The organism is Treponema sp. OMZ 799 (genome assembly GCF_024181365.1).
GTDB lineage: Bacteria > Spirochaetota > Spirochaetia > Treponematales > Treponemataceae > Treponema_B.
The window spans coordinates 700,052-726,333 of sequence record NZ_CP051301.1 but is presented as its reverse complement, the minus strand read 5'-3'; the positions used below and the strand labels follow the sequence as shown (position 1 = coordinate 726,333).

Genomic DNA, 26,282 nt, shown 5'->3' with positions numbered 1-26,282 from the left:
AGTATAATATCATAAGAGGAGAAAAAAATGAGTGATGATGCGTTTGAAGAGGCCAAACGGCAACAAGAATATAATAGGTTGGAAGAAGAAAAGAAAAAGAAAGAAGCGGAAAGAAAGAAGCTTTTTAAGAGAATTTTTGTATCGAAAAAAGAAAATGAAAAACGAATCTCGTTTGGTGGTTTTTTAGGAATTATATGGATTATTGCAATCATAGTTTTAAAAATAAACGACAATTGGTTTGGTGATGTTCTTTTAATTGGATTTATAGTATGTCTTGCCATCGCACTAATAATTGAAATTATTAAAAAGGGCATAACTGCAATACCCTATATATTAGGCATGTTTTTAGGGCTTATAGGATATGCAATTATTAGTCTTGTGAAGTTTATAATTGGATTATTTAAGAAAAAGAATAAAAATATTGAGAATAAAAATATTGAACAAGGAGAATAAAGAATGAAAAAGGTAATTTTATTATTATTGGCTGTACTTTTGATAAGTACTGTATTTGTGGGCTGTGATAAAAATCTGGCATCAGCTTTGGCATCAAAAGCGAAGCATATTTCTCTTGATCCCGATATAATAAACGTAAAAGTCGGAGAGACTGTAGAAGTTAAGGCTAAAATAACAGATGGGAATGATCAACCCGTAACAGTGGATAACTCTAAATTTGAATGGTCAATTGTAACAGGTGCCGATGCTATTGATATTGTACCCAATGGAAATACCGTAAAAATTACGGCAAAAAAGACATTTATCGGAAATGCTATGATTAAAATAAATCATCCCGAAGCCCTTTCATATATACAAAGAGTAGTACATATTACAAAAGAAGAAAATTCAGGTACTATTCCGGAAGAAGAAAAAGGTGATATTTTTTTCGTAATAGTGGGAGATGATACTTTTGAAGCAAGTCCTTTTTGGTATTCAATAAACAACGGCGATAGTCTTGACTTACGGGTTGAAATAAAAAAAACAAAAACATCTCCTTCCTTAGAAGTAGATAATTCTAAATTTGAGTGGACTATAATTGAAGGAAAAGATTTTATTAAAATCGAACCTAATAAAAATTACATAAAAATTACGGCAATTGGCAGAGACGGTAGTACTTCGCCTATTATCAAAGTAACTCATCCTTATGCAAAACAAGAAGGACGAGTTGAAATCGGAATTGCCCCTTAATAAAATTTTTTAATCATAAAAAAATGCTGCCTTTAAGGGGCAGCATTTTTATTTAAAGAACTTAATTTTCAGTACAATTAATATTACATTTTCTTACCTCGACTTTTACAGGTATCTTTTTTGTATACTGTCTATTATTATGTAAGTAATTTACAATAATAAACCCTGCCTGTACATCATCTGTTATCACTTTATCAGGAGTAATCACTTCTTTATTATACTCCTCACCTCCGTTGAGAGTACAAAGCTGACAAAAATCGTCATTTTGTGGTAAAAAATACTGTGGATATTCTTTTTTCTTGTTTTTATCGATATATACAGGCTTATCCAGTTTTTCATAACGAACTTTATCTGATACGATATTTTCTTGAGAAGCAGCTTGCGTAATAGTTTCAGGGAGAGATGTTTCATAACTACTTTCATCCCATACATATGCTTTAAATTCAGCTTCATGCTCTGTTCCGTTTTGGTCTGTATAATAATATGTTTCTTGATGCAAATGTAATTTAGGTTTTCTTTTAACAACAGTAAAAGATGAATGAGATTGGAACAAAGAATAAATATTGCCATTTTTAACAAAAAAACCTTTAAATTTCAGAATATATGAAGAATAGTCTTTATAATAAGTTGCAGCAATATAATCAACATAAGGATTCCCAGTTTCATCTTTATGTCTCAATACAGGCGCCCGCTCTGTTGTTTGTACTGTTTGTGCAGGTATAACCGTATTTAAGTCCTTATAATCATTCAAGTCAACATTTATAAAGTATTTATCCCCATTTTTTATCCAGTTAAAATACGACTTTCTGCCTTCATAAAGAAGGTATGGCTTATGAGTAATTTTATAAACCTTTACCGTATTATCATGGGTGTGCTTTAAATTAAATTTATTGTAATCTTCATTGGGTTTGAATACAATTTTTTGAGCTTCGCCATTAGGAGTCTTTTCAAAAGATACGGTTGAGATACTTACATCAGCATTTTCCTTATCGAAATCGAATTTAATATCAATGTCTTCTCCGTCCCCTAATACGATTAAGTTATCATTTATTTTACTAAAAATACCTTTTTGACTTATAATTTTTGGTAAAATATTTACTTGCTTGTATAATAGCTCAAGGTTACAAGTTCTTGTTCCAATCAACTTATCTCCATCTCTCGGATTTTTTGCAGTAATAGATAAGTTACCTTCACCTTCTTTAATGGGAGTGATAGTAATCTTTTTTTGAAGTTCATCAACTGTCCATTTTATAAAGTCGGTATTATTGTTTAATAAAACAACTTCTATGTTTGCATCTTCAGGCGTTACTTGATAATTTATAACAAACTCACCCTTAGGCTCTGCTTTTATAATCGACTTATCTATCGAGAATTTGTAATTCCAAGAACATTTTACTGCGAGAGTTGCTCTATTTCCGTATTGAGTTACAGCTGTAAGTCTTCCATAACCTTCGATTTTGCCTGTAATTGTAACCGTCTTTGTATGTTCATCGACGGAATAATCAAAATATTTATCGGAATCTGTAGTCCAAGTAATACCGGCATCTTCAGGAGCAACAGTATATTTAACGGTTTTAGTTTGTCCCGGTTCTACAAATATTTCCTGACTTGCAAAACTTATATTCCTTGAAGCTTCAACTATAATTTCGCATTCGGCAGCTTTACCGTTAGGAAGACGAGCGTGAAGAACCGTTTTACCTACATTTCTTGCAAAAACCGCAACGGTTTCACCTTTTCCTAAAACATCAGCTATTACGTTTCCGTTTTGCTTTTCGATAGACCATTCTATAGTTTTATAATCTTCGGGCTTTGCATTAGTTAATTTTGCCTTAACTTCAGTTCTGCCTCCTGTTTCAAGACGTATATAGGTTTTATTTAAAGAAATATCGACATCATCGGTTCCGGGAACAATTATTTTTATTATCAAATCTGTATTGCATTTATCGTGAGAGATTGTAACGGTACATTCACCGGCTTTTAAAGCTTGGAGCATACATTGCGGGCCTGCAGCAATACCTGTTGTAGAAGCTCCGACCAGCTTAATAACTGACGGATCGCTTGACTTCCATTTTAGATTTTGCTGATCGACCGTACCTATTCCTTGACCTGTGATATTAGCGGTTATCGTAGTCGTAGTTCCTTTTTCAATCGAATAAACGGTTTTTGTTGTAGTGATATAAATTAAGTCTTCCGTCGATTCTTCAATATTTATAAGCATTTCCGCTGTTGCTTGAACAATATTCGTTTTTGTAGCGACAAGCTTTGCCTTTACTTTAGTATTTCCCGGAGCAAGGCCTGTAATCTGTGCAGTTTTATTGGTTCCTTCAATCATGCAAATATTTGTATTTAAGGATTCATATTCTACATGGCATGGAACGGAAGTAACAGGAACACGCATAGAAACATATCCCGTTTTTCCTTTTGTAAGCTTATAATACTCCATACCGAATTCGAATTGGGTATATTCAGAAACCTTTACAATGATTTGCTGTTCATAAGCGGCTTTCGGGTGTGTTACATGGATTGTTGTTTGTCCTTGACCTATAGGCCTTATGCTTGCAACATTAGCAGAGTAATTAAGCTCAATAACATCATAAGTATCGGCATAAAAGTTAAAAGCATATTTATCTTCAATATCACCGTTGACCAAAGAAGCTGTAATAGCCATTTCACTTTGATTAGGTTTCATTGAAATAATATTTTCAGGAACACTTATAAAATACTTATTGGGCTTTGCCTCATCACAAATTAGTAATACATAGCAGCGATGTTCTGATTTTGGATGACTTATAATAAGACGAGTAGTACCTGCCTTAATTGCTCTCATTTTGCAAGAAGAACCTTGTCCGAACATCTGTACTATGCTTGAATCTTCTATCTGCCAGCTAAAATTTTGCTGATCAAATTCGGAACCGCCTTCAAGAGTTGCAGCAAATGTAGTCCAAGGAGATGAACCTTCTTGAGCTTTTAAAGTTAGAATATTAGTTGCAGTGCTTATGAAAGGATTTAAAACGGCAGATGAAGAGTCAACACAAATAACAATAAGTTCAAGAGGATATGTACATTTAGTGTTTGAAACCTTAATTCTTGCAGTTCCTACTTCATTTCCGTGAATAATAGCATTAGCCCCAACTCCTTGAGCTGTTGCTATCTCAGGATTTTTTGATTCCCATGAATAACCATCAATTATAACATCGGGAGAGTTCATAACTGCAACGGAAATATTTTTGGATTGACCTTTTGTAACAGTAATAACGTTATTTGCCGTAGTTAGATAAGAAAATCCTTCCAACTCCTCTTTACTGTTTCCGACTACAACCAAAACCGACTTAGTAAAATTGCTTTTAGGATGAGAGACGGTAATTAGGGCTTGACCTGCCTTAATAGGCTTAACAAGACAAGAGTCATCACTTTGGGATATGGAAGCAATATCCGGCTTATCGATTTCAAATTTAAACTTTTCATTTGTAAAATCCGAATAATTTACCAGTCTTGCCGTAATTTTTTTTGCCGGTTCATCTTTAATTGCAAGAATAGTATCTATATCTGTTGAAATATAGATAGTTTTATCGTTGTTATTAAAAATGTATTCTTTTCCTACCTTAACATGAATAGTAAGTTTATTTTGGCACTCAGGATGAGAAACGAAAACTTTTGTTTCTCCTTCCTTTAGAGCCGTAAAAACGGCCGAGCTGCCTTGTGAGTTAATAGAAACAATACCATTTTTCTCCGGAGTCCAAGAAATTCCTGATAATTTATCGGAAGATAAACCTATGGCAGACACCTCGACATTAGCCGATTCATTTTTTTCTTTTAATGAAACAACATTTTGAAATGTAGTCAAATAAGCTTCATCAGGTTCTGCTTCAATAATTGCATTTTTGGGTAAAACAGTAATATCAAAAGTGAGATTAGGAATATCAGGTAAATTTGATTTTAAAAGTATTTTTGCTTCACCTGATTTTAATCCGTTAACTTTTGTGAGTGTATAAAATGTTTTACCTGATTCATCAATATAAGGTTCACAATTTAAAATGTCCGGATTTAAAGAAGTCCATGTGAAATTTTTAATTTCTTCATCATTAAAACCTGTTTGTTCTGCCTGAATAATTAAAATATCGTCAACTTTCATCTTATAAGACTGTTTATAAGCATAAAGAGCCTTCATTTTATCAAGCTCTTCTTGAGTATCGGCAGTTAATACTACAATCTTTTTATCAACATCTGAGCGAGGATGAGAAACCGTAACATGAGATACATGGGAGCCTTGCCCGGTAGCCCTTATAACGGCTTTTTCTCCATTACCGGTAACGGTTATATGAGAACTTTCAGTATTCCAGATAATATTTGCATTATCGCTATCGGTTTTATTTTTACCGTGAAGATTTATATTAACTTCTTGTTCAGCTCCATTTAAAAGCCTTACAATAGGAATTCCTGTAAAATAAAAAGGCTCCTCTAATATGGCAGAAGAAGATAAAACTTTTACTAATACTTCAGTAGAATAAAGGATTTTAGGATGAGTAATCTCTATAACGGCCGTGCCTTCTGAAATAGGAGTAATATATCCTGTACCGTCTTCATATGAAGAAACAGCGGAACGGGTAAAAACTTCACCGTGTGTTGTTTCAAAATCAATAACTTTCTGCCCTGTGATTTTTGGAGTGTTTTTTATAGTCCATTTAAATTTCTTTTGATCACCGACCTCTCCTCCTACAAGAAGGATATTTAAAGGTATTGCTTCTGCCCCGACTTTAGTCCGTATATAGTTTTGAGAAGTAGTGATATAATGAGATGAATCTACGGCATCTGAGGTTTGATTTTTTACATTAACCATAATATCGCGAGAATATGCTGCCATAGGATGAGATACCGTTATTTTAACCATTCCATTCTTCTTTCCTGAAAGAAGAATTTCGTTTCCATAATGATTGCAAGTTATAACTTCATTATCCGGTATATCCCACTGAAATTCATTTACATCATAATTTTCAGAAGTTCCTTCAAGTTTTAAAGAAACTGTTTTAGTTTCATCCCCTGAAATTTCAACAAATGTATCGGAGGGGGTGATATAGACATTTTTTACAAGCTCTACAACTCTAGCTAAAATTTCTAATGGATATGGAGCTGCAGGATGAGAAATTTTAATCATTGCCGTTCCTGCATTTAAGGGAGTAATGACACATTTTTCTCTATTAAAATCTATTGAGCATACCTCTCCTTGATTCTGTATAAGTTCCCATTTAAATAAAGCAGGATTAAAATTGTTAGGAGGATTTTCCATAACAACCGTAATTTCTTTTTCGCCTTTAGTTTTTTGTAGCGTAATAACATTCTCATTTGTGCTTATATAGGTTGCATTTTGAGTATCAGGCAAATTATAAACCAGTATTGTATAAGGATATGCTGCTTTAGGATGAGTAATTGTAATCTTAGAGTTTCCTTCACTTTTTGCATTGATAAGACAGAACTGTCCGTTTGGAGCAATCTCTACAACTTCATTTTTTTCGTTTTTCCATGTAAATTTTTGACTGTCTTCTGCAGAACCTCCATAAAGAGATACTGCAACACGCTCTTGAGTACCCGGCCTTAACTGAATTATATTGCTTGTAGAATAAATATAAGGCTCTTTTTCGTAATTTTCATCGTAGCCTGAAACATTAATTATACATGTTGTTCTAATTCTGCCGTTTATGGCCGACAAAGTAGTTTTGCCTTTTTTTAATCCTTCTACAATAACACCTCTAGAATCGGTAATCAAATTGATTATAGCTGAGTTATATTCATATACTATATTTGCTTCATTTCTTTTACTTTCAGGTTTGGCTGTTAAAAGAATATGATCCATTCCGCCGATTTTAAGTTCTATAGAACTTTTACTCCAGCTTAACTGATCAAGCTGTACTGATGATGTTTCTTCTTCACCGTTTTTTTTACCGAGAAGACTTTGAATAGCCATTCTGCAGCTTGAAATATTTACAATAAATAATACTGTAAAAAACACGATTAGCTTAAAATTAATCTTTTTCATTTTAGACCTCCTTAATGTCTAATATATTTTTGTGTAACTTCCGGTATTTCGACAGGCGGAAGAAATAGGTTTGTATTGGTCAATATATTGATACCAATACCCGACTTTATAGTAATTGTAGGCTGGATATCCAAAGCTCTATCAATTATTTTATTGGTTATTTTTTTATAAGGGTCTTGTAATCTTTCCGTTATATTTTTTGCATAAGGATCGGTTTGAAATTCTTTTGCAGCAGCATTTAAATCCGTATCTGCAATTGAAATAGCCGACACCAAAAGCATACCCTTTAAAAAAGCCCATGGGTGATTATTAACTCGTCCTTTATAACCTGCAAAACCTTGATTATCGACGCCTCCCATATTCCCGAGTTGAATTGCAAAACCGTCCGGACGAATCATGTAGGTCCAAGCAACTTGAATTCTGTTTTGTGCATAAGAAATCGAAGAGTTATAATCTGCAAAAAGCAGGGTTCCTTGAGGAACAAGTAAAAATCGGCCGTCAAGAGAAGAGTAAATATTTTTTGTAACACGAGCGATAATATTACCGGGTAAGTCCGTATTTATACTCGTAACTAAAACCGCAGGAATAATAGTGCCCTGCCATAAAGATAATGAGTTTAAGAATTCGCCTTGTGAAGTTGAGCCTATATTTTTACTATAGAAATTTTCTTTTCCTGCATTGTTATTATTATTACCATATCCTTCTAAATATCCCCCTTGTATACCTTGGGAGGCGAGCATTTGTTTTATAAAATCCTCTTTGGAAGGTAAATTAAACTGTGAATACGGATTGTTGGAGCCTTGTTCCTGATTACCGTATGATTGATTTATCTGTCCCTCATACCCTTGGGTTTGCCTTCCGGTTGGAGTTAAACCTTTAATACCTTGAATTTGTTTTTGGATAGGATTATTTCTTGTATCAGGCCGTGAATAACCTTGAGCGCTACCGCCTCTTTGATTTTCTGAAACAGGAGCTTTACCTACCTCATTTATGTCAGGCATTTTTGAATTGGCACTGGCAATCAAAGCATCTTCATTACTTTCAAAAAATTTTGAAGGAGCATTTACATCAGGTGCCGTATCATTTGAAACGGCAGAATTATATGACGAAGCGGCCATAGCTTCAAAGTCAGGCATATAAGCCTCACCTGCCGATTTTATTTTTTCATCATCTTTTTTACTTTCTTTTTTACCAGTACTTAAAAAAGTAATCAGCATAAGAGCAAGAAACAAAGAAACGACAATGGTTAAAATAAGCTGTCTATTTAATTTTAAAGCACCTTTTTTCTTTTGTTTTATAACATCATCAGGACTTTTCTTGCTTTCTTCATTTTTAGTTTCTTCTGAAGGTATTTGTTGAGCTTCACTCTGCTTTTCATTATCTTTACTTTCTAAAATATCATCATTTGGGCCTGTATGCGTATCCTCACTGCTTAATATAGAATCAGGACTCGCCGAAGGCTCATTATCAATAGGAGAATAATCATTTTCTTCAATGTTTTCATTTTGACTTTGACTCATTAGATCCAAGTCAAAAATATTATTTTCATCGCTCATAATTTACCTCATTTCGTTACTTCAGACTTTGATTTCTTTTTTTCAATAATCACTTTTGACTTATTTAATTTCAAAGTAACCTTAGTAATTAAAGAGTCAACTATAAGAATGTTTTTTCTTACTCTGTAATTGATGATATTATTCTTCTGATCAAAAAGTGCTGGAAGCTCCGCATTTAAAACCTTCTCGTCAAGCTCTATATATGTTTTTCTTCCATCATCATAAACACGGGTAGGAAGCCATATAGGTTTTTTAAAAGGCGAGTATTTCATCTTATAATCGAAAGAAAGAAATTCGGGAGATATTCCTTCAAGTACGGTTTTTATTTTTGAGTCGGGATGAGCCATTTCACTTTTAATTGTGTAAGGCATTTGAATCGGATAATTCCACTTAACCATAGCCATATAATCATCTTTAAAGCTTTTTAAAAGAATATGATATATTCTTCTATTTGTTATGATAATCATAGTCGTGGTAAGTTTAGAATATGAAGGCTTTACAAAAAAGTGCTGCACATCAAGACCTTTATATTTAGAAACTCCGGCTCCAACCTGCCATACTTCCGGCTCCGATACAAAAGGAGTTTCCAAGATTTCTTCTCCGGGCTCAAGTTCGATGTCGGTTATACGATATGGAGCACAGTATATTTCGTACACAAAATTTTCATCAAAATCATAAAACATTTTTCCTGATGAATACCTTTCAGGTGTTTTTAAAGCCGATCTCATAGCTTCTTTTACGGTTTCTTGGCCGTCAAGTTTTTTTCGAGCTAATTCATTTGTCTTATCTTCAATAGGACGGTAAACAGGCTTTTCAATATAGACTATAGTTTTTTCTATATCTACCTGTTTTTGAAGAGCTTCCACCATCAAAGCTTCATCTTCTTTTTCAATCTTTTTTTCTTCTTCTTGTAAGGAAACAGCACCGTCTAAAGCTTCCGTTTTAAGCTCATTAAAAGGTTCCATATCCTTGGTTGTAGTACAACCTGAAAAACTTACGGCAATTAATAAAATTGCAACTACTCTAAAAATCTTTTTCATTTTATTTATCTCCTTGTGTTAAAGTATTTACTTTTGTAAAATCAAAATCGCTTATATAAATCCCTAGTGGGTTTTCTATCTTTTTGTCTTCAGGCGGCTCAAGTAATGCTATAGAAATAATACCTCGGTATCTGGTTCTATCCGTAACTACTCCTGTCATTGTTATTTTTGACTGAATATAGTCTACCTGATAACTTTGAGGAGATAACTGTAAAATGGATTCAAGCAAAATACTTTGCTTTATATCTCCGAATTTATCAAAAGGATTATCATTTTTTAAAATATTACTTAATTTTAAGCCTGCGTCTCCTGAAAGCATATTGTAACAATCGCGAATATTTTGCTTCATAACTTGAGCATCGCTTGTAATGGTATTCATATTTGTTACAAACCTTTTAATCTGATATTGAATTGCAATATCGGGAACCTTCATATTCGAGTATGAAAGTTTTGAAACATTTCCTACATACTTAGCTTCACCATACTCTGAAACCGTAATTACCATAGGGATAGTCTTAGGTAATTTAATTGCATAAAGCAATAAAAGAAGTGAAAGGAAAAGAAAAGATAAAGAGGCTACAGCGATTATCCTCCAAGTTCTATTTTCCTTGTTTTGTAAGCCAATAATCCTATCATACTCCTTAAATTGAGGATTGAGTTCTTTTGGTGGTTCTTCTTTATAATATGTCATCATATATTTTTTTATCTCCTATTTTTTAAAATTTTGCTTATTCTTTAGGCGTCGGAAGTTCCGGTTTTGGAGTAGGTAACCCCGGCTTAGGAGGCGGTAATCCGGGCCTTTCAAAACCCGGGGACGGATCGACATTTTTATTATCAGGAACTATACCCCTTCCTATAGATTCTCCTGCCTTACCCATACTTGATATGTATTCATTTAATGTCTGACTTGTTCCGTCTGCATTTTTTGCCTGAACAAATGAAGTATGAGGAACTTTTCCTTCATGACCGTCAAAGCGGTTATTAAATGTTGAACCTCTATAGCTACCACCGTTTCTGTTATCTTTGGTAGCTGAAGCATGAGAAAGATTATGTAAAAAGTTTTTACCTGCATTTTTCATGTGTCCGCCTATGGCGGCTCCCATTGCTTTTCTTCCATAGGTACCTTGTTCTTGTAAGGAATAACCTTTTTCTGAAGCTTCCATCCGTGCAGCAGCTCCTGCACTTCTAGCTTCCTTTATCATACCTGCACCGGTACCTATCATATTTGCCCCTTTCCCTATAGCTCCTCCTACAGCACTGGCGGTTTTTTGTACTCCCTGTTTTATACGTCCAGGAGCTGAAGCTATGGCAGCGGCACCTCCTGCAACAGTCGCACCTGCAGCAACTAATTCTCCCATAGATAGTTGAGGTTCTCCTGTTAAAATTGTCCTTGCAATTTGAGGCCCGTTTTGTGTAACGACAAATGAAAGGATTATAGTAAACATAATATAAGCAAAGACACCTAAATCTACGGCAGAATCTTCTCCCATTTGTCCTGCAGCAAGGTAAATATATTGATACATGGCAAACCACATACAAATTGTTAAAATTAATAGTTTTATTGCCTGTCCCCAAAAGGAAGGTAATATTTTTTTTGCAATAGCTTTTGTTTCATTTGCCAAAATAAAAGGGATAAAAGCAATACAAATACTTGTTACGATTGCATATTCAAAAATAGCCATACAATACTGCATTAGAACAAAAATTGCAGCAAAAACTATTGCGATGCCGCATATAAAGGTTAAGATAATATTTCCATAATCAGAAAAACTCATAGCACTAAGAACTACTATGGCACGCGGTGGTTTAATTGGATTCCATGATTGATCGGCTTCATCTTGAGCTTTTCCAATCTTAACTGTTAAATAGTTAAATTCTCTTTGCATAAGTAATTTTGCAAGTAAAATAGAAACTTTAAAAAAAGAAGCGGGGCTTATAAAATTTGAGCCGCCTCCTTTTGTATCGTGAATCATAACATCGAGAAAATATGTATCTATTAGATTTCCGTTTTTGTCCTTAATTTTTGTAGGAGATAAAACAGCTTTTAAAGCATCTATATTAGCTTGAGCCGCAGCAATATTTTGCTCGGTTGTTCTATACAAATTTACGCTATTCATATATTCTTCAGGCCCGTTTTTATCTACAACACCATCAGCAAAAGGAGAGTTTTTCTTTTCGGATCTTCCTGAACCCAAACCTTTTTGAGTTATATTAAGTTTTCTTTGAGCTATGTAGCTTTGAGCCTGTTCAGGACTCATATTTTCGATAGTTTTTGCAACCTTTAAATCATGTTCACATTGTTCCATTAAGGCGACTAAGTTTTGTTGAACCACAGCTTTACCGCCTCCGGCCTCAGAACCCCATATAGTTGCAGTTTTTGCAATAGTTCCTACTGCAATATTATAAAGACCTATGGCACCCAAAAAAAGCATAAAATTTAAAATTGTTGAAATAGCCATTTTTCTAACTGCAATAGCTCCAAACCAGAGTTTAATACAGTTGATTACTATACCGACCAAAGCAACAATAACGGCAAGTTTATTTGCTATATTTAAAAAGTAAAAGAATACTCCTGAAAAATAATCCATTCCGTCGAGTAATGCATTATCTACCCATGTATAACTTGTAAATCCGCCCATATTTTTACCTTTTATTTATTATGTTTGTTTTTTCTCAACGAATTACCGCCTAAAAACATTGAAGAAACACCGACTCGCGACTCTTTTGCACTTTGAATCATAAACCGTTGAGCTTCTTCCGCTTCTTTTTGTTTTTCCTGTTTTTGAATATTCCAAGCAATCATCTCTCCTACTTCCAAAAGGTTAGTTCTTAATAGGTTTATGTTTTCATTTATCATTTTTTCATGCATTAAAACGGCCTGAGTTACTTGTTGAGGAGTTGCATCTTTTCCCAAAGCGGCCGTAAAAATGGGACCGTACATCATCTCTTGAGCCTTTACCCATTTTTCAGAGCCTATTTCAGAGTTCGCAGCTATTACTCGTCCTATCTGGCTTTTAACCTGTGCTTCTGCTTGTTTTACCATCATATAATTTGCAGGCCTTAATCCATATCTATTAAAAATAGCCATATATTCGGCATCAGTTAATCCTTCTTCAAAGGCTTTTTTTATTTTTTCCATCTTCTCTTCTTTTCCCCATTTATATGCTGTTTCAGCAAAACCTGCTATTGTTTTTCCTTTTTCACCGGCTCCTACCAAGTCAGCTATTGAAAAATTTTGCCCTCCGATGGATATATTTTGAGCTGTTAAGCTATTCTGCAGATTTCGAATATTCGATAATTGTCTATCAATGGATCGGGTAAAATCCGAAATTTCATTTCTAAAATCAAAGTCTCCATCCCATTTAATTTCATCAAACTCCCACCCCTTTACAGTTTGTACGGCATGTTGCATTCTTTCATACTGCAATTTTAATTGTTCAACATTAGTTTTAATCTGATCATAAATGGCATATAAATTATCTATTGCTACAAGCCAATTTTTTGGATCAAAAACAAGATTAGGGCCAACAGTAAAAGCATTTACAGACAAAATTGAAAAAATTAAAAAAATAGCAATAATTTTTTTCATAAAAAACTCCTTATTTATTTTATAAATGTTTATTTATAAACTTTTCATAGTTTATGTTATTATGTTCTAAAATCTCTTTTACAAGAGGTTTCCCGCAATTTTTACCGTACTTTTGTTCAAGTAAATCTAGAAATTCATGATTTGAAGTAAGAATAGATAACTGTGTTTTATCCAAGTCCAATTGAAACATTCTTGCCCCTAAAGGACTTTTATAAAAATAGTCATGTTTCATCCTTGCATGTCTTATTGCAGCAATTTCAGGATCACTTAAGCCGAAGTATCTATAGCCTTCTTTTTGGCCTGCCGTTAAAGCCGTTTCATCGGCTAAATATATTTTGGTTAAGCATTGCTGAATAAGAATTTCAGCAATTTCGGTTTTTCTTGCACTTGCAATATTTTGAGTTGCAAAAAGGCACCACACGTTTTTCTTTCTTAATCTCATTAGCCAATTACCGATTTGATTCACAAAGATTGGATTTTTTAAGAACACATGGAACTCATCCATAACTAAAAGAGTAATTTCATCTTTTTTACCTTCCCATACTTTTTCAACATACTTAAATAAAAACATAAGAGCAGGTGTTATTGCCTGATCGTTTAATTTCATTAAAGAGCCCATTTCAATCATAGTCCATTTTGAAAGAGGCATTGAAGTTGAATCTGCATCAAAAATGTTTCCGTACTGGCCGCCTAAAACATAAGGGCTTATTCCGACTCGTATATCATTGGTTTCTGTTTCAGGATTAACGTAATTTACATATTGGTTAAAACTTGTTAAAGTTCTTTCATGAACACTTAAAGATTTCATAAGTTTTAAAGCTTCATTTATTGAAAGTTTCATTTCAGGAGTTACTGTTATATTTTGTACTGTTAAAAGACATTCAATAAATTCTGCTGCCCATAGTATATCTATATTTGTTTCCAGCTCAGCTAAAGGTTGGAATGCAATATTGTTTTCACCTCCCGGTTCAACATAAATACCTCCTGCAGCCATTGTAAGGCCTCGTGCTGACTTATCTACATCGAATATTATTACATTGCTTTTAGGATACTTTAACATTTGAATTTCAAGTAAGTTCATTAAAGTTGATTTTCCGGCTCCTGTAGGACCTAACACAATAGTGTGCCCTACATCATTTACATTCAAATTTAAGAAAAAAGGTGTCCCATATCTTGTAGAACATGTTAGAAGAGGAACATTGACTCCTGTAACCTCTTTTGTGTGATTATTATTTATCATCCCTTCCCATATTGAAGATAGTGGAATAATATGAGATACATTGCCGGTAGATACAAAAAAAGTTCTTGTATTTGCTGCCAAGTTTCCCGGCTGCATTGAAAGATAAGCCTTTAACGAATTTTGAGTTTCTATTTTAGAAGCAAAACCGCAAGAAGATATAATACTTTCAAGATAGCGAGCTTTATCCATTGCCGTATCAACATCTTGATCCCAAACCATTAAGGAAGAAGCATAAAAACCAAATCCGAAAATATCTGTAAGAGACTCTTCTTGAGCGTTTTGAGCATCTTGTTGGAACGCTGCAGCTCCCTGATTTTCAAGATTAGATTGAACCTGCATTGTCTCTTCCATTACAAGCTGCTTCGCACTTTTTCTTGATCCATAAAACCGTTTTACTGTTTTCTCTATATATTTTTGAGCATCAACCTTATCTAAAGAAATAAATCTTGTTGACCATCTATATTCTATTTCTGCAGCATTAAGGCTATCAAAAATGGCAGGATATGTTTCCATAGGAAAGTCTTTGACTGTTATTATAGGTATATAATTTTTTCCTAGTTTTAAAGGAATGGAATTTTCTATATCTTCATCTGTTATCATTTTGTCAATAAAAATAAAATGATTTGGGAAATTCATTCCGTACCATTTTAAAGAAACAGATGTATGAAGATATGATACGGTTTCTGCCGAGTTTAAAGATTTTACTTTTAATGAAGATGATAAACTTCCTATAATTTTTGTTGTTACAGTTATAAAATTATCTATTTCTTTTCTTATAGCACCTGTATTTATATTCTCATCTTCTCCTTCTCTTTTAAAGAAAAAAGATGATGACTTCTGTTTTAGTTCTGAAGGAAGTTCTTTGGTGAAAGTCATATAATAAGATGAAGCAAAGTGTTCTCCATAATTTTTAAAATTAGCTTCGCGGCATTTATCTACTATATAAGCCGCTTCATTATCAAAAATTGCTCCCGGATATTCTTTTGTTTTATACCGCTGCACTTCAAATTGAACTGCCCACCCCGTGCCTAAACTTTTAAGTGCGTTATTAAAATTCCATGACACCGAATTAATGGACTCTGCAGAAGAAGAGCCTAAATCAGGACAAGAGAAGATAAAGGAGCGCATAATGGCTCCCGTTTTTAACAAAACTACTCCCTCCGCTACCATACAGCTCCAAGGACAATAACCGGATAAAAGATTTTTTGTATTTTTATAAGGAGTCAAATCAAGACCTTCGACATATTTTTCCGATTTAAAAAAATCTTTAATTTTCTTTAACATATTATTCCTCATCAATATTTTACATCAATATAATCTCATTGTCAATATTGTTATTAAGAATATATTTTAAATGTTTTGACATTTTAAATTGAATACTTTTTTTTGTCGCTATGAGCTTTTTATTTTTTTTACTCGTAAAATCATATTGATTTTTATTATATTTAAAGTTTTGTATATAAAAAGTACCGAATTTATTTATTTTGACTGCATTACCCTGTATATTGTTTTTAACAATATATTCAAAAAAAGAGGCTAAAACTTCGCTTATTTGTTTACATGATAGGCCTGTTGCCTCTGAAATGTTTGTGATTACATCAGTTTTATTTTTACTAGCCATGATACATATCCTGTTCTAAAATATTGTCCAATAACTGTTCCAAAAGATAAGGATCGCTTTTACATAAAATACGCAAAACAAAATATATACCTACAGAAATAAAAATAAACCACAATCCTACAATCTGCATACATAGTATAGTTACTACAAGAAGCATTGTGGCAGCATTAGTACCTATTCCCATCAACATGTCCGGCTGTAATAAACTTCTGTGAACCGATATTTTAAAATCCGTAATACTGCTTAAATTATCATTCATTAAAAACTCCTTTAAAAAGTTAAAATGGGAGGTGCTCCACAAAAAGTGAAGCACCATTTTTTTGAAATTAAAAAATTTTTGCTTCCATTTCCTGATATGATTCATCTTCCAGATTTTTTTCATCTTCATCCAATCCTTCGGAGAAATCTTTATTTAAGAATTTATACACTAAAATACTTGTAGCATAATTCTTATCCGAAAAATTAGGAAAACCGGCAAGGTTAATAAAACGGTCAAGAAGCCTTATTGTTTTTTCTTTTCCATCTTTAATCTGAGTAATTTCAGTACCGATCTTTTGAAAACGCTGTTTTATTTCATTTCCTTGGCGATATTGATCCAAAACTACACAAAGATCATATACTTTCTTTTTATTAGTATTCATATTCTTTCTCCCTACCCTAAGAATAGTTTTAATTGATTTGTTAAAAGGCTAATGTTAAACTCTGCGCCCGTGAAAAAATATTTAACAATATCCGCAGCACTTAAAAGAACAATTGTTCCAATGAGCCAAGGAATAAATTTTTTTATCAATCCTGGTTCATTACGGCCTGCAACAATCATACCTATACAGATTCCAACCAAAGCAATTATACAAATTGCCTTAAGCCATGTGGCTGTGAGAAGATTGACGAGCGTTTGGGCCCACTCATCTAATTTACCTATACTGCCTTGTTTTTGTGCAAAGGCAGAAACACATACAAAAAAGATCATACATAAAATCAAAACGATTTTTTTCTTTTGCATAAAATGCTCCTTAAAAATATTTTTGACCGGTTTTCAAAGCTTTTAAAAATTTTTAAGGTTTTAACAATTTTGTGTATTCATCTATTCCTGAGGAACCTGTATCCAAAACTTCATTTACCTTTGGACCTGATTCTCCCTTAATTAAATGAACACAAAGTTGAATCGATAATGACAACTGAGGGAGCTCCCCAAGAATAACTTCTCTCAGTAGACCGTTTAATCGGGTAAATACCTCTATAGCACTTCCTGCATGTATAGTAGTTGCATTTCCCGTATGCCCCGTAGCCCATATTTTGATAAGCTCATTAGCTACATCTCCGTATCTAAGCTCACCGAAAATAATCCTATCCATTGACCATCGCATAGCTAATCGAACTATTTCGATTACTTCACTGGATTTTCCGCAAGCATAAGTTACATCCTTGGCATAAGGACATGATAACTCGGGAGTATCTTCGATTATTAAAAATCTTTCCTCCGGAGTGTATTCTGCCATTTTTTTTAAAATAGCATTTAAAAATGTTGTTTTTCCTGAACCCGTCGCACCTCCTATAATCACATTTTGTCGGTTTTTTATAGACTGACATATTTTTTTATATTGTTCTTCATTCATCCTCCCACTTTCTACATAACTTTCAAGAGAATATATTTGTTCCGGTAACCGCCTTATTGTAAATTCGGGCCGTTGAACCCACGGGGGTAAAATAGCTGTAAAGCGGGCATTGTATAGAGGGATCACTCCTTCAAGCTTAGGTAATTCCCTTTGATTTATTTCAACCCCTGACATTGCAGCTATAGCAAAAATAATTCTCATTCGCTGTTCTACCGAAATATTAACATCTACATATTTTGACCCCTTTCCTAAAGCTGATACTTTTACTTCTCCTGAACTTAAAACAAAAATATTTGTTACATCTTTTTGCTCTATATAAGGAATGAGAGGTTTTAAATCGTTTAAGAGATTTTTTTGATACCTTTCCTCTCTTTGCTTTTCTGTATCCATTATTTTTTATCCTTTAAAGTATTTTCTTGTTCAATAAAATCGGATAGAAGCATCTGTAAAAAAGAAGGTGTATCTTTCATATTTTTTTTATATGCTTCAAACATAGCATTACGTCTCCGTACGGCATTTTTAGTTATGACAGCTTGCTCTTCTTTGGAATGAATAGAAATATCGGGAATACCTGCAAAAATACTTACAAGAGCAAAGTGAAAATAGTTAAAAAAAGCTTCAATCTTTTTATCTAAATATCCTATTCTTCTTTTGCTATCATTTAATGAAGCATAAACCAACTCCTTATCATTTATTCCTTGCGTTAAATAAAGAAGAAGGGCGTCATTTATGACTTCCGACTTTGTTTTATTTCCCGATTTTAAAGCTTCTTCAAGCAAAGAAACTATTTCCTTTGAAGTCCTAAAAGAAACCTTTTCTGATTTTATGCCATCATATTGCTTAGAAGACTTGTGCATCTGTTACTTCCTCCAGTTTGTTTTTAATATCTATTTCATTTTGAAATTCAAGACTTATTTCTTCTTCAGTCTCTATTTCTTGTAATCGTTGCAATAGTACGGTAAAATCAGGATCAGGCGGATCCGAAAAATGAACTTCATCCTCATCAGGCTGAGGCTCCAAATAATTTAAAAACTCGGCTCTTTCTTTTTTTTCTTCTAAAATTCTTTTTTCTTCCTGCTTTTGTATTCTTTGTTTTTTTAAGTTATCAATATATTTTTTTTCTTTGTTTATTAAGTCTATTGTCTTATTAGAAGGAAGAGCTTGACATTCAAGTAATAGTTCTTCTCGTTTTATTGGAACGGGAAGACTTACCTTACCTTTAAAACGCTCATCATCATAATAACAGACCTTAGATGCTATATAAGGCGGCATACCGTGATTCATAATTAAGCATTGATTGAAGGGTAGTTTTTTAAGCTCATCAGGATTTATTAAATCCCTTGCTATTTCCTGACTTGATAGGTTTAAGTTATCTAAGCTGATACTAAATTTTCTTCCACTTGTGGATACGTTATCATGTATTACCGATTCTTTTCCTATAGACTCAGAAAACATTTTTGCATCCTCAATTTTTGAAGGCTGAAATATAACAAGATTTTTACAATGGTCAAGGAAGGGATGATTTTGACCATATATATCTATAATTTGATTTAAAGCTTGACATACTATTAAGAATGTAACTCCATATCCCGCTAATATTCCCATAACTTTTGCGATAAATGGGAAGTGTCCCAAAATTGGGAATTCGTCAAGGAAAAATACCAAGTGATTCTTTAATTTTATTTCTCCGAATTGAGTTTCTCCTTCTGAAAATTTTCTAAGCATAAAGTTTATCACAAGCCTAAAAACAGGAGAAACTCGGTCAATATGAGCAAAAGGAACTGTTAGATATAAAGAAATAGGATATTTTGAATCTATAAAATCTTTAATTTTAAAATCCGATGAACTTGTAGCATTTGCAATTAAAGGATCTTCAAAGAGTTGCAGCTTTGAAAAAACTGTCGAAAGAACACTTGCTCTTTCTTTAGGGTTAGTAGTCAACCTTGAAGCCATTGCAGTAATTCTTTCATTCATATCTTCATCGCCGTGATCGGTACTGATCATTTCTTTAATCAAAGCAAGACCTTCACCACCTTCATCATCTTGCTCTGATGAAGTAGCTGCAATACTCATTACCCTTAACACTCTAGTAAGATTTTTTTCTTTATATTGAGGAGAAAATTTAATATGAAGAATAACGGCTGTAGTGATGTCTTTTGCAGTATTATTAAAAAATTCCGATGCTTGATCTGCCTTGGCTTCGGATGTATAAAGAATATCGGCTATCTGATTTGCATCGGCATAAGCAAAATCCCCCTCTCTGATTTCATCCATAGGATTAATCTTTATTGTATCCCTTGAAAGAGGAGAAAACTTTAATACATGCGAAAACTTCTTTCTAAAACCAGCCGTAATACTCCAGTTTTCGCCCTTTGGATCAAAAATAATTGCGGAACCGGGATAACTTAATAAAGATGGAATAATGACTGATACTCCTTTACCTGAACGTGTAGGAGCTATAAGAAGAGTATTTGTTTTACCTGAATGACATACAAACTCTCTTGTATTTTGATTTTTTGAACCCAATTTATTTTGAGTAGTTAATTTTATTGAACCATCCCCTGTAACATCAGCTCTTACATCAGCTTCTGCAAGCTGTCCTAAAATCATTCCTTTAGCTTGTAAAAGACCGAATTTTTTTAAATCCTTTTTGTTTGCCCATCTTGCAGTTCCATACAATTTTTGAAGTCTTTGTAAGTAATTACGTAAAAGACTAAAAAATAATAATGAAGACAAGGCTAATATAACACCAATAAGCCCCGGCTTTAATGAAGCATAAAAGTAAGGACCAAATCCGGGCTTAAACGCATATTTTAGAAATGATAGAATATATAAACCGGGATGATAAATACGGTAATTATTAAAGCTTTTTAAAATTAAAATAGGATATCCTACAATACGTGGATCAAAATTCATAAGACGTGCAAAAAGTTGCGCCGATAGCCAAAAACCTATAAATAATGAAAAAATAGGAAAAAGCCAATTGAAAAGGTCTAAAATATAATGTTGGGATATGCGGTTAGGTTTGCCTCGTAAAAATTCATTCTTTTTCAAAAACTTCTCCTTTTAGATTTATCGTTGCTTTCTAAAAAGAGTATACTCAAGTTTAATCTTATTGTCAATATTGTGTATAATATATTTTGATTATTCTCGTATTTTCAGCTCTACATTTTTTAAAGATACATTTGATGTTTTATCCTTGCTATCAACAATATCCACTTTTTTGTTTAATAAATTTGTATCTATTTTTTTATACATAGGTAAATATAGTATTTCATTATCGGTTTCAATAACCGCTGCATTATTCCAAACGTTTTCGTCATTCATATTATAAATTTTAAGAACCGTTCCATTTTGAATATTTTTATCGGTCTCTTTATATAATTTAAATTTTTTATTTTTAAAAGAGTAAATATTTTTTGCTTCTAAAAATGTATTAAACCTACCTACAGTCTCAAGACTTTCAAACCAATCTTCTTGGAGTAAATAATCTTTTTTACTCTTCTTTGCAAGTCCTAAAGAGATTAAATAATCAAGTCTTTTTCTGACATTTTCATCAAAAGTTTTTATTTTTTTTGTAAAAATAACATCAGTATAATTTTTATTTACTTGCCCATTGATAACCTTATCTAATCTAGTAATTCTGTTTTTTGTATATTCTTTATTTCGGTAATTTATTATTTCTTCTTCTGTTCGCTCTCCAACCATTTTGGTACATAAATTTTGAGCCATCTCTCTTAAAGTACCTTTAATTAAAGCTTTATCAATCTTATTTATGTATCTACCATTTTTATCTTTACCGTTAATCAATAAATGCACATGTTTATGAGCTGTATCATTATGTTGAACAGCAACCCAAAATAGATCACTATCCATAATGCTATTCATTTGTTTAACCAAAGTCTCGGTTAGAACCTTTAAATCTACATTTTGATTATCGGGGGAAATTATAAATTTAAAGTGTTTATCCGTCATATTTTTTTCATAATCTTCAATGTCATCTCCAAAAAAAATAGGCTTTTCTTTTACATCTTCTTTGTTTTTTTGAGGCATATAAGTTTTTAAAAATTCTCTGTGATTTGTTTTTTTTGTACCATGCCTAAATTTTATCACACAAAGTTGTTGATATGGATTTGTTCCCTCTGATTTTCTCTTGCTTGAAAAGCCTCCTCTTAAATAATTAGCCTCACTTGAGGCTAATTTATTTTTTCTGTAAGTCGTTTTTTTTAAAGCTCTAAGAAGGAGCTTCATATCATTTTTTGATTTTTTTACAAATTTGATTTTAAAAGGATCTTCGTTTTTTTTATTGTGTTTATCATTAAAAATATTATTTTTATAAGAAATCATTCTAATGTTCCTTAAGCCTTAAATAAAATGTATTTGTCTTACATAAAACATTGCAACATCTTGGATACTTTCAGTTTTCTTGTCATACAATTATTTCCTATGTCCGACAAAAAACATACCAATATCTTGGTATGTTTCGCCATAATGTCCGACTTTTCTTTATCTTGCCTTTCGGACATAGGTATATAATAACATTATATAGTCTTATTGTCAATTATTGACATTATAATTATTTATTGTTAGAATAATTTTATGACTTCTTTAATACTTTGTGAAAAACCATCAGTCGCAAAATCTTTTGCTTTAGCTTTATCGGTTCCGTGGAATAACGGCTTTTATGCCAACCATGAGTATATCATTACTAATTGCGTAGGGCATCTATTTGAACTTTTTATGCCAGAAGATTACAGTGAAAATTTAAAAAAATGGACACTTGAAACTCTTCCAATAATCCCTGACTCTTTTAAATATAAAAAAAATAACAGCACCAAAGATCAGGCAAATCTTGTTTTAAAACTACTACAAGAAAATAAAACGGCTAAAATAATTATAGCAACTGATGCCGGCCGTGAAGGAGAACTTATAGCCCGCATTACTCTTTTACAGGCTGGATTTACCTCGATCGATAATATATATCGATTTTGGGAGTCTGCGGCATTGACTCCTGAAGTCATCGCTATTGGCTTAAAAAATGCAAAACCTCTTAAAGATTATAATGTTTTAGGCAATCAAGGCTATGCAAGGCAGCAAGCTGACTGGCTTATAGGTATCAATTTTTCAAGACTTATATCTGTTCTTTCAAATACTCTTCTTCCAGTAGGCCGGGTTCAGACTGCCGTTTTAAATGAGATTTATAAACGAGAACTTGAAATTAAAAATTTCATTCCTAAAGAGTTTTTTGAATATGTAGCAGAATTAGCCTCAAGTGAGGCTAATTTAAAAGCAAAAAAATATGTTATACAAAATGAAAAGCTTTCTACTCATTTTTTTAAAAACGATATTGATTTATCGAGTTGTATCGGTAAAAAAGCTCAAATTAAAAATATCGAAAGCAATCAAAAAAAGGAAAATCCGGAAAAGCTTTTTAACCTTACAGCACTTCAAAAAGAAGCGTTTAAAAGTTTCGGTATATCTCCCGATAAAACTTTAAGCATTGCTCAAAAGCTTTATGAAGAATATAAATGCTTGTCATATCCTAGAACACCAAGCCGTGTATTAAGCGAATCAAATGTTGATTTTGCAAAAGAAATTTACGAAAAACTAAAACCGGTAAGGCCTGACTATACTAAAAATATTGATCTATCTTTATTTGAAAAATCTAACACACATGTATTTGATGATTCAAAACTTGAAGATCATCACGCTTTAGTCCCGCTTACCGATATACCTCATTCAGCATCAGAAATAGAAAAAGGAGTCTTTGAGCTTGTCGTTAAACAGTTTTTTGCCGCTTTTTCAAAGCCTTACATTTATGAAAGTAAGACTGTATACTTTAATATCGAAGGTCATGATTTTATAGCACGAGGAAAAAAGATTATTCAGAAAGGTTGGAAAGAATTAGCCTCAAGTGAGGCTAATTTAGAAGAAGATGAAAACTCTTTTGAAAATGTAAATTTTGAAAATCTTATATGTAAAGATGTACAAAAAGTAAAAAAACTTACAAAGCCTAAAGCTCCTTATAAATTTGACTCTCTGCTTGCCTTTATGGAAAATCCTAAAAATGAAAGTGAAAATAAAAAACTTGTAGGTCTTGGAACGGAAGCAACTAGGGGTGAAATAATTAAAAGCCTTATTGACAGGGGCTATATCAAAGAAGTTAAAAAAAATCTCACTGTTCAAGAAAAAGGCGTTTTTTTGATAACTCAAATAAATAAAAATGCCGATCTTTTGCCGCTCATAGATATATCGCAGACTACTCAATGGGAAGAAAAAATGATGGATAATCCGGGAGTTTTCTTGAAGTCAATTAAAGATTTTGTATTTAATGTATGTAAAAATAAAAAAAATATCGATTCCTTTGAAAAACAAAAAAATATGATAGGAAAATGCCCTTATTGCGGTAAAGATATTTTACCGGGAAAGAAAAATTATTATTGCTCAGGATATAAAGAAGGTTGTAAATTTGTTCTTTGGAAGGATATTGCAGGAGCAAACCTTTCAGAAAAAGATGTAAGAATCTTACTTACAGGGAAAAATACTGATATTAAAACTTGTAAAAATAAAGACGGTAAATCTTTTAAATGTAGATTTGCTTTATTTGCTTTAGATAAAGAATATAAAATTAAATTTATTTTTGATAAATTTAAAAAAAGAGAAAAAAAATAGCTAAAATTAGCCTCAAGTGAGGCTAATTTATTTTAAAAGTTTCTTTTTATATATTGACTAAAATATTCTACTGTAGTATATTTATTAATGGGTGGGATAATATTTTATTACGAGGTATTATCTATGAAAAACCGCTGTCAATTTTACTATTATCAAAAGCCATCCGGAATTTACTATTGTCAACCTATTTCTCCTACAACAGGTAAAAAGCTTTTTACAAGGTCAACGGGAACAAAAGATTATGATGAAGCTATGAGAATTATAAACGAATGGCTTGTTTTAGGGTTTCCTGAAAAAAATAAGAAAAAAACTGTTCAAACTGTTGATGTTTTTAAAAATCTTACTTCTCTTATTTATGATAATAAAATAGATGTTGAAGACGGTCTAAATGCTTTTTTTGTTTTTTTAAATTCATACAAGGAAAAATTTTCTTCAAAACAAGCCTCTTCTTTTTTGCAAACCGCAGCTACTATTTTAGATATTCAATTAAATCCTTCTGAAAATACAAAAAAAGATTCGATAGAAGTTAAATTTGTTGATTATCTTCTTGGTTTTTGGAACTACGATTCATCCCCATATATTCTAAAACTAATAAATACAGGTACTCCAAGTGATGAATTACCTCAAAGAAAAAGATTTAATTGTATTCACTCATGGCTAAAAAAGTATATATCATATTTTGATGATAAAGAATTTTATTTATCGGACATTACAGCTAATGACATAAATGCTTTTTTTGCTTATATTATCTCACTGGATACAATGACAGTATCCTCTCTTTCAATTTTTTCAAGTGCAATAAAACAGGCTTGTAAATTTGCCGAAGATGAAAATTTGATTAAAAATCATATTGTTAAAGACATAAAACAATATTCCATTGAAAAATATAGAAAAAATATTTTGGAAAAAGAAGAGGCTGAAACTCTTTTTTCATCAGTTAATAATTTTAAAAATTTAGAACATTATTGTATAAACAGGTTGGCAATTGAATCGGTAAGTAGGATAGGTGAATTACAGGCTATTCAACTAAAAGATATTTCTATTACAAAGAATAATAAAGGAATTATTGATTGCTGGATTACTATTAGTAAAACATGGGATAAGACTACACATAAATTAAAAAAAACAAAAAATAAAACATCTAAAACAGTTAAAATTTCAAATGAAATGTATCTTTACTTAGAAAAACTTATTGAGCAAAATCCGTTTAAAAACGACAAAAACGCTTTTTTATTTTATCATCCGGAAAAAAAAGAAATTCCTATTACTTACTCGGTTATTACTCGTGAATTTAAAAAAGCGTTACAAACTTTAGGTTTTTTACGAGATGGAATTACATTTCATAGCTATAGGCATCTTGGAGTCGTTATTTTAGCCGATAACAATTATAGTCCACGTGAAATTATGCTTTTAACAGGTCATAAGACTCCGGATATGGTCAATTTTTATGCTAATCATAAAACAAAAGTGCAAGAAACTAAAAAGCAGGATATGTCAAATATTCTTTGCAATTTTTTAGAAAAAAAAAACAATTTAGGTCTTGACAAAAAAAATATTATGTTTTAGTATTAGCTAAAGAGTTGTAAAAAGGGTTGAAAAATCCTTTCAGGCTGTTTTTTATCATAGTGTTGTTTTATTAAAATGGACAATAATTACACTATCGGTATAGGGTCGAGAAATGTTACTTTTTTCGGATAAAAGTTTTTCCTCTCCCCCTCACCCCCTCTTCTTTCAA

The 26,282-nt window shown here is 32.3% G+C and carries 19 protein-coding genes; 4 read left to right on the top strand and 15 right to left on the bottom strand.

The window, feature by feature from the left end; translation table 11 throughout:
* Window positions 1–27: 27 nt before the first annotated feature.
* Both E4O04_RS03280 and E4O04_RS03275 read left to right on the top strand, forming a co-directional pair.
* Window positions 28–453 (top strand): hypothetical protein, encoded by a 426-nt coding sequence (locus E4O04_RS03280; protein ID WP_253707643.1) that lies wholly within the window; start codon window positions 28–30, stop codon window positions 451–453.
* A 3-nt stretch (window positions 454–456) separates the two neighbouring features.
* Window positions 457–1,182: a hypothetical protein gene (locus E4O04_RS03275; RefSeq protein ID WP_253707641.1), complete on the top strand. Its 726-nt coding sequence runs from the start codon at window positions 457–459 to the stop codon at window positions 1,180–1,182.
* 61 nt (window positions 1,183–1,243) lie between these two features.
* Here the strand turns inward: E4O04_RS03275 and E4O04_RS03270 are convergent, their stop codons facing one another.
* From E4O04_RS03270 to E4O04_RS03200, 15 genes are all read right to left on the bottom strand, one after another.
* Window positions 1,244–7,213, bottom strand: coding sequence for a hypothetical protein (locus tag E4O04_RS03270; protein WP_253707639.1), 5,970 nt, complete (start codon window positions 7,211–7,213; stop codon window positions 1,244–1,246).
* Between the two features lie 11 nt (window positions 7,214–7,224).
* Complete coding sequence (locus E4O04_RS03265; protein WP_253707638.1) at window positions 7,225–8,769, bottom strand: TraB/TrbI/VirB10 family type IV secretion system protein; 1,545 nt, start codon at window positions 8,767–8,769, stop codon at window positions 7,225–7,227.
* 8 nt (window positions 8,770–8,777) lie between these two features.
* Window positions 8,778–9,809 carry a TrbG/VirB9 family P-type conjugative transfer protein gene (locus E4O04_RS03260; protein ID WP_253707637.1) on the bottom strand — a complete coding sequence of 344 codons (1,032 nt, stop codon included), beginning with the start codon at window positions 9,807–9,809 and terminating at the stop codon, window positions 8,778–8,780.
* A 1-nt stretch (window position 9,810) separates the two neighbouring features.
* Window positions 9,811–10,503 (bottom strand): VirB8 family type IV secretion system protein, encoded by a 693-nt coding sequence (locus E4O04_RS03255; RefSeq protein WP_253707636.1) that lies wholly within the window; start codon window positions 10,501–10,503, stop codon window positions 9,811–9,813.
* A gap of 34 nt (window positions 10,504–10,537) precedes the next feature.
* A complete protein-coding gene (locus E4O04_RS03250; protein ID WP_253707635.1) occupies window positions 10,538–12,448 on the bottom strand; it encodes a TrbL/VirB6 family protein in 1,911 nt (636 codons plus the stop codon).
* An 11-nt stretch (window positions 12,449–12,459) separates the two neighbouring features.
* Window positions 12,460–13,398: a hypothetical protein gene (locus tag E4O04_RS03245; RefSeq protein ID WP_253707634.1), complete on the bottom strand. Its 939-nt coding sequence runs from the start codon at window positions 13,396–13,398 to the stop codon at window positions 12,460–12,462.
* A 19-nt stretch (window positions 13,399–13,417) separates the two neighbouring features.
* On the bottom strand, window positions 13,418–15,922 hold the full coding sequence (locus E4O04_RS03240) for a VirB4 family type IV secretion/conjugal transfer ATPase (RefSeq protein WP_253707633.1): 2,505 nt from the start codon (window positions 15,920–15,922) through the stop codon (window positions 13,418–13,420).
* A 19-nt stretch (window positions 15,923–15,941) separates the two neighbouring features.
* Entirely contained in the window at window positions 15,942–16,259 is a 318-nt protein-coding gene (locus E4O04_RS03235; RefSeq protein ID WP_253707632.1) for an HU family DNA-binding protein, read from the bottom strand.
* Window positions 16,252–16,518 (bottom strand): VirB3 family type IV secretion system protein, encoded by a 267-nt coding sequence (locus E4O04_RS03230; protein ID WP_253707631.1) that lies wholly within the window; start codon window positions 16,516–16,518, stop codon window positions 16,252–16,254. Before E4O04_RS03230 ends, E4O04_RS03235 begins: the two co-directional genes overlap by 8 nt.
* Before the next feature lie 67 nt (window positions 16,519–16,585).
* A complete protein-coding gene (locus tag E4O04_RS03225; RefSeq protein WP_253707629.1) occupies window positions 16,586–16,900 on the bottom strand; it encodes a hypothetical protein in 315 nt (104 codons plus the stop codon).
* An 11-nt stretch (window positions 16,901–16,911) separates the two neighbouring features.
* Complete coding sequence (locus E4O04_RS03220; RefSeq protein ID WP_002686850.1) at window positions 16,912–17,262, bottom strand: TrbC/VirB2 family protein; 351 nt, start codon at window positions 17,260–17,262, stop codon at window positions 16,912–16,914.
* Between the two features lie 52 nt (window positions 17,263–17,314).
* A complete protein-coding gene (locus tag E4O04_RS03215) occupies window positions 17,315–18,265 on the bottom strand; it encodes an ATPase, T2SS/T4P/T4SS family (RefSeq protein ID WP_253707627.1) in 951 nt (316 codons plus the stop codon).
* Window positions 18,265–18,732, bottom strand: coding sequence for a hypothetical protein (locus E4O04_RS03210; RefSeq protein WP_253707625.1), 468 nt, complete (start codon window positions 18,730–18,732; stop codon window positions 18,265–18,267). The genes E4O04_RS03215 and E4O04_RS03210 overlap by 1 nt, the downstream gene beginning before the upstream one ends.
* Complete coding sequence (locus E4O04_RS03205; protein WP_253707624.1) at window positions 18,716–20,929, bottom strand: type IV secretory system conjugative DNA transfer family protein; 2,214 nt, start codon at window positions 20,927–20,929, stop codon at window positions 18,716–18,718. The genes E4O04_RS03210 and E4O04_RS03205 overlap by 17 nt, the downstream gene beginning before the upstream one ends.
* Window positions 20,930–21,019: 90 nt before the next feature.
* A complete protein-coding gene (locus E4O04_RS03200) occupies window positions 21,020–22,222 on the bottom strand; it encodes a relaxase/mobilization nuclease domain-containing protein (RefSeq protein WP_253707622.1) in 1,203 nt (400 codons plus the stop codon).
* A 252-nt stretch (window positions 22,223–22,474) separates the two neighbouring features.
* On the opposite strand from E4O04_RS03200, the gene E4O04_RS03195 reads away from it, so the two are divergent.
* Together E4O04_RS03195 and E4O04_RS03190 are read left to right on the top strand one after the other, a co-directional pair.
* Complete coding sequence (locus tag E4O04_RS03195) at window positions 22,475–24,547, top strand: type IA DNA topoisomerase (protein ID WP_253707620.1); 2,073 nt, start codon at window positions 22,475–22,477, stop codon at window positions 24,545–24,547.
* Window positions 24,548–24,670: 123 nt separating this feature from the next.
* Entirely contained in the window at window positions 24,671–26,113 is a 1,443-nt protein-coding gene (locus E4O04_RS03190) for a tyrosine-type recombinase/integrase (protein ID WP_253707618.1), read from the top strand.
* Window positions 26,114–26,282 lie beyond the last annotated feature (169 nt).

Excerpts from the sequence above, each read along its gene's own strand:
- E4O04_RS03280 (WP_253707643.1), top strand. The coding sequence starts at position 28 with ATGAGTGATGATGCGTTTGAAGAGGCCAAACGGCAACAAGAATATAAT.
- E4O04_RS03275 (WP_253707641.1), top strand. The coding sequence starts at position 457 with ATGAAAAAGGTAATTTTATTATTATTGGCTGTACTTTTGATAAGTACT.
- E4O04_RS03270 (WP_253707639.1), bottom strand. The coding sequence starts at position 7,213 with ATGAAAAAGATTAATTTTAAGCTAATCGTGTTTTTTACAGTATTATTT.
- E4O04_RS03265 (WP_253707638.1), bottom strand. The coding sequence starts at position 8,769 with ATGAGCGATGAAAATAATATTTTTGACTTGGATCTAATGAGTCAAAGT.
- E4O04_RS03260 (WP_253707637.1), bottom strand. The coding sequence starts at position 9,809 with ATGAAAAAGATTTTTAGAGTAGTTGCAATTTTATTAATTGCCGTAAGT.
- E4O04_RS03255 (WP_253707636.1), bottom strand. The coding sequence starts at position 10,503 with ATGATGACATATTATAAAGAAGAACCACCAAAAGAACTCAATCCTCAA.
- E4O04_RS03250 (WP_253707635.1), bottom strand. The coding sequence starts at position 12,448 with ATGGGCGGATTTACAAGTTATACATGGGTAGATAATGCATTACTCGAC.
- E4O04_RS03245 (WP_253707634.1), bottom strand. The coding sequence starts at position 13,398 with ATGAAAAAAATTATTGCTATTTTTTTAATTTTTTCAATTTTGTCTGTA.
- E4O04_RS03240 (WP_253707633.1), bottom strand. The coding sequence starts at position 15,922 with ATGTTAAAGAAAATTAAAGATTTTTTTAAATCGGAAAAATATGTCGAA.
- E4O04_RS03235 (WP_253707632.1), bottom strand. The coding sequence starts at position 16,259 with ATGGCTAGTAAAAATAAAACTGATGTAATCACAAACATTTCAGAGGCA.
- E4O04_RS03230 (WP_253707631.1), bottom strand. The coding sequence starts at position 16,518 with ATGAATGATAATTTAAGCAGTATTACGGATTTTAAAATATCGGTTCAC.
- E4O04_RS03225 (WP_253707629.1), bottom strand. The coding sequence starts at position 16,900 with ATGAATACTAATAAAAAGAAAGTATATGATCTTTGTGTAGTTTTGGAT.
- E4O04_RS03220 (WP_002686850.1), bottom strand. The coding sequence starts at position 17,262 with ATGCAAAAGAAAAAAATCGTTTTGATTTTATGTATGATCTTTTTTGTA.
- E4O04_RS03215 (WP_253707627.1), bottom strand. The coding sequence starts at position 18,265 with ATGGATACAGAAAAGCAAAGAGAGGAAAGGTATCAAAAAAATCTCTTA.
- E4O04_RS03210 (WP_253707625.1), bottom strand. The coding sequence starts at position 18,732 with ATGCACAAGTCTTCTAAGCAATATGATGGCATAAAATCAGAAAAGGTT.
- E4O04_RS03200 (WP_253707622.1), bottom strand. The coding sequence starts at position 22,222 with ATGATTTCTTATAAAAATAATATTTTTAATGATAAACACAATAAAAAA.
- E4O04_RS03195 (WP_253707620.1), top strand. The coding sequence starts at position 22,475 with ATGACTTCTTTAATACTTTGTGAAAAACCATCAGTCGCAAAATCTTTT.
- E4O04_RS03190 (WP_253707618.1), top strand. The coding sequence starts at position 24,671 with ATGAAAAACCGCTGTCAATTTTACTATTATCAAAAGCCATCCGGAATT.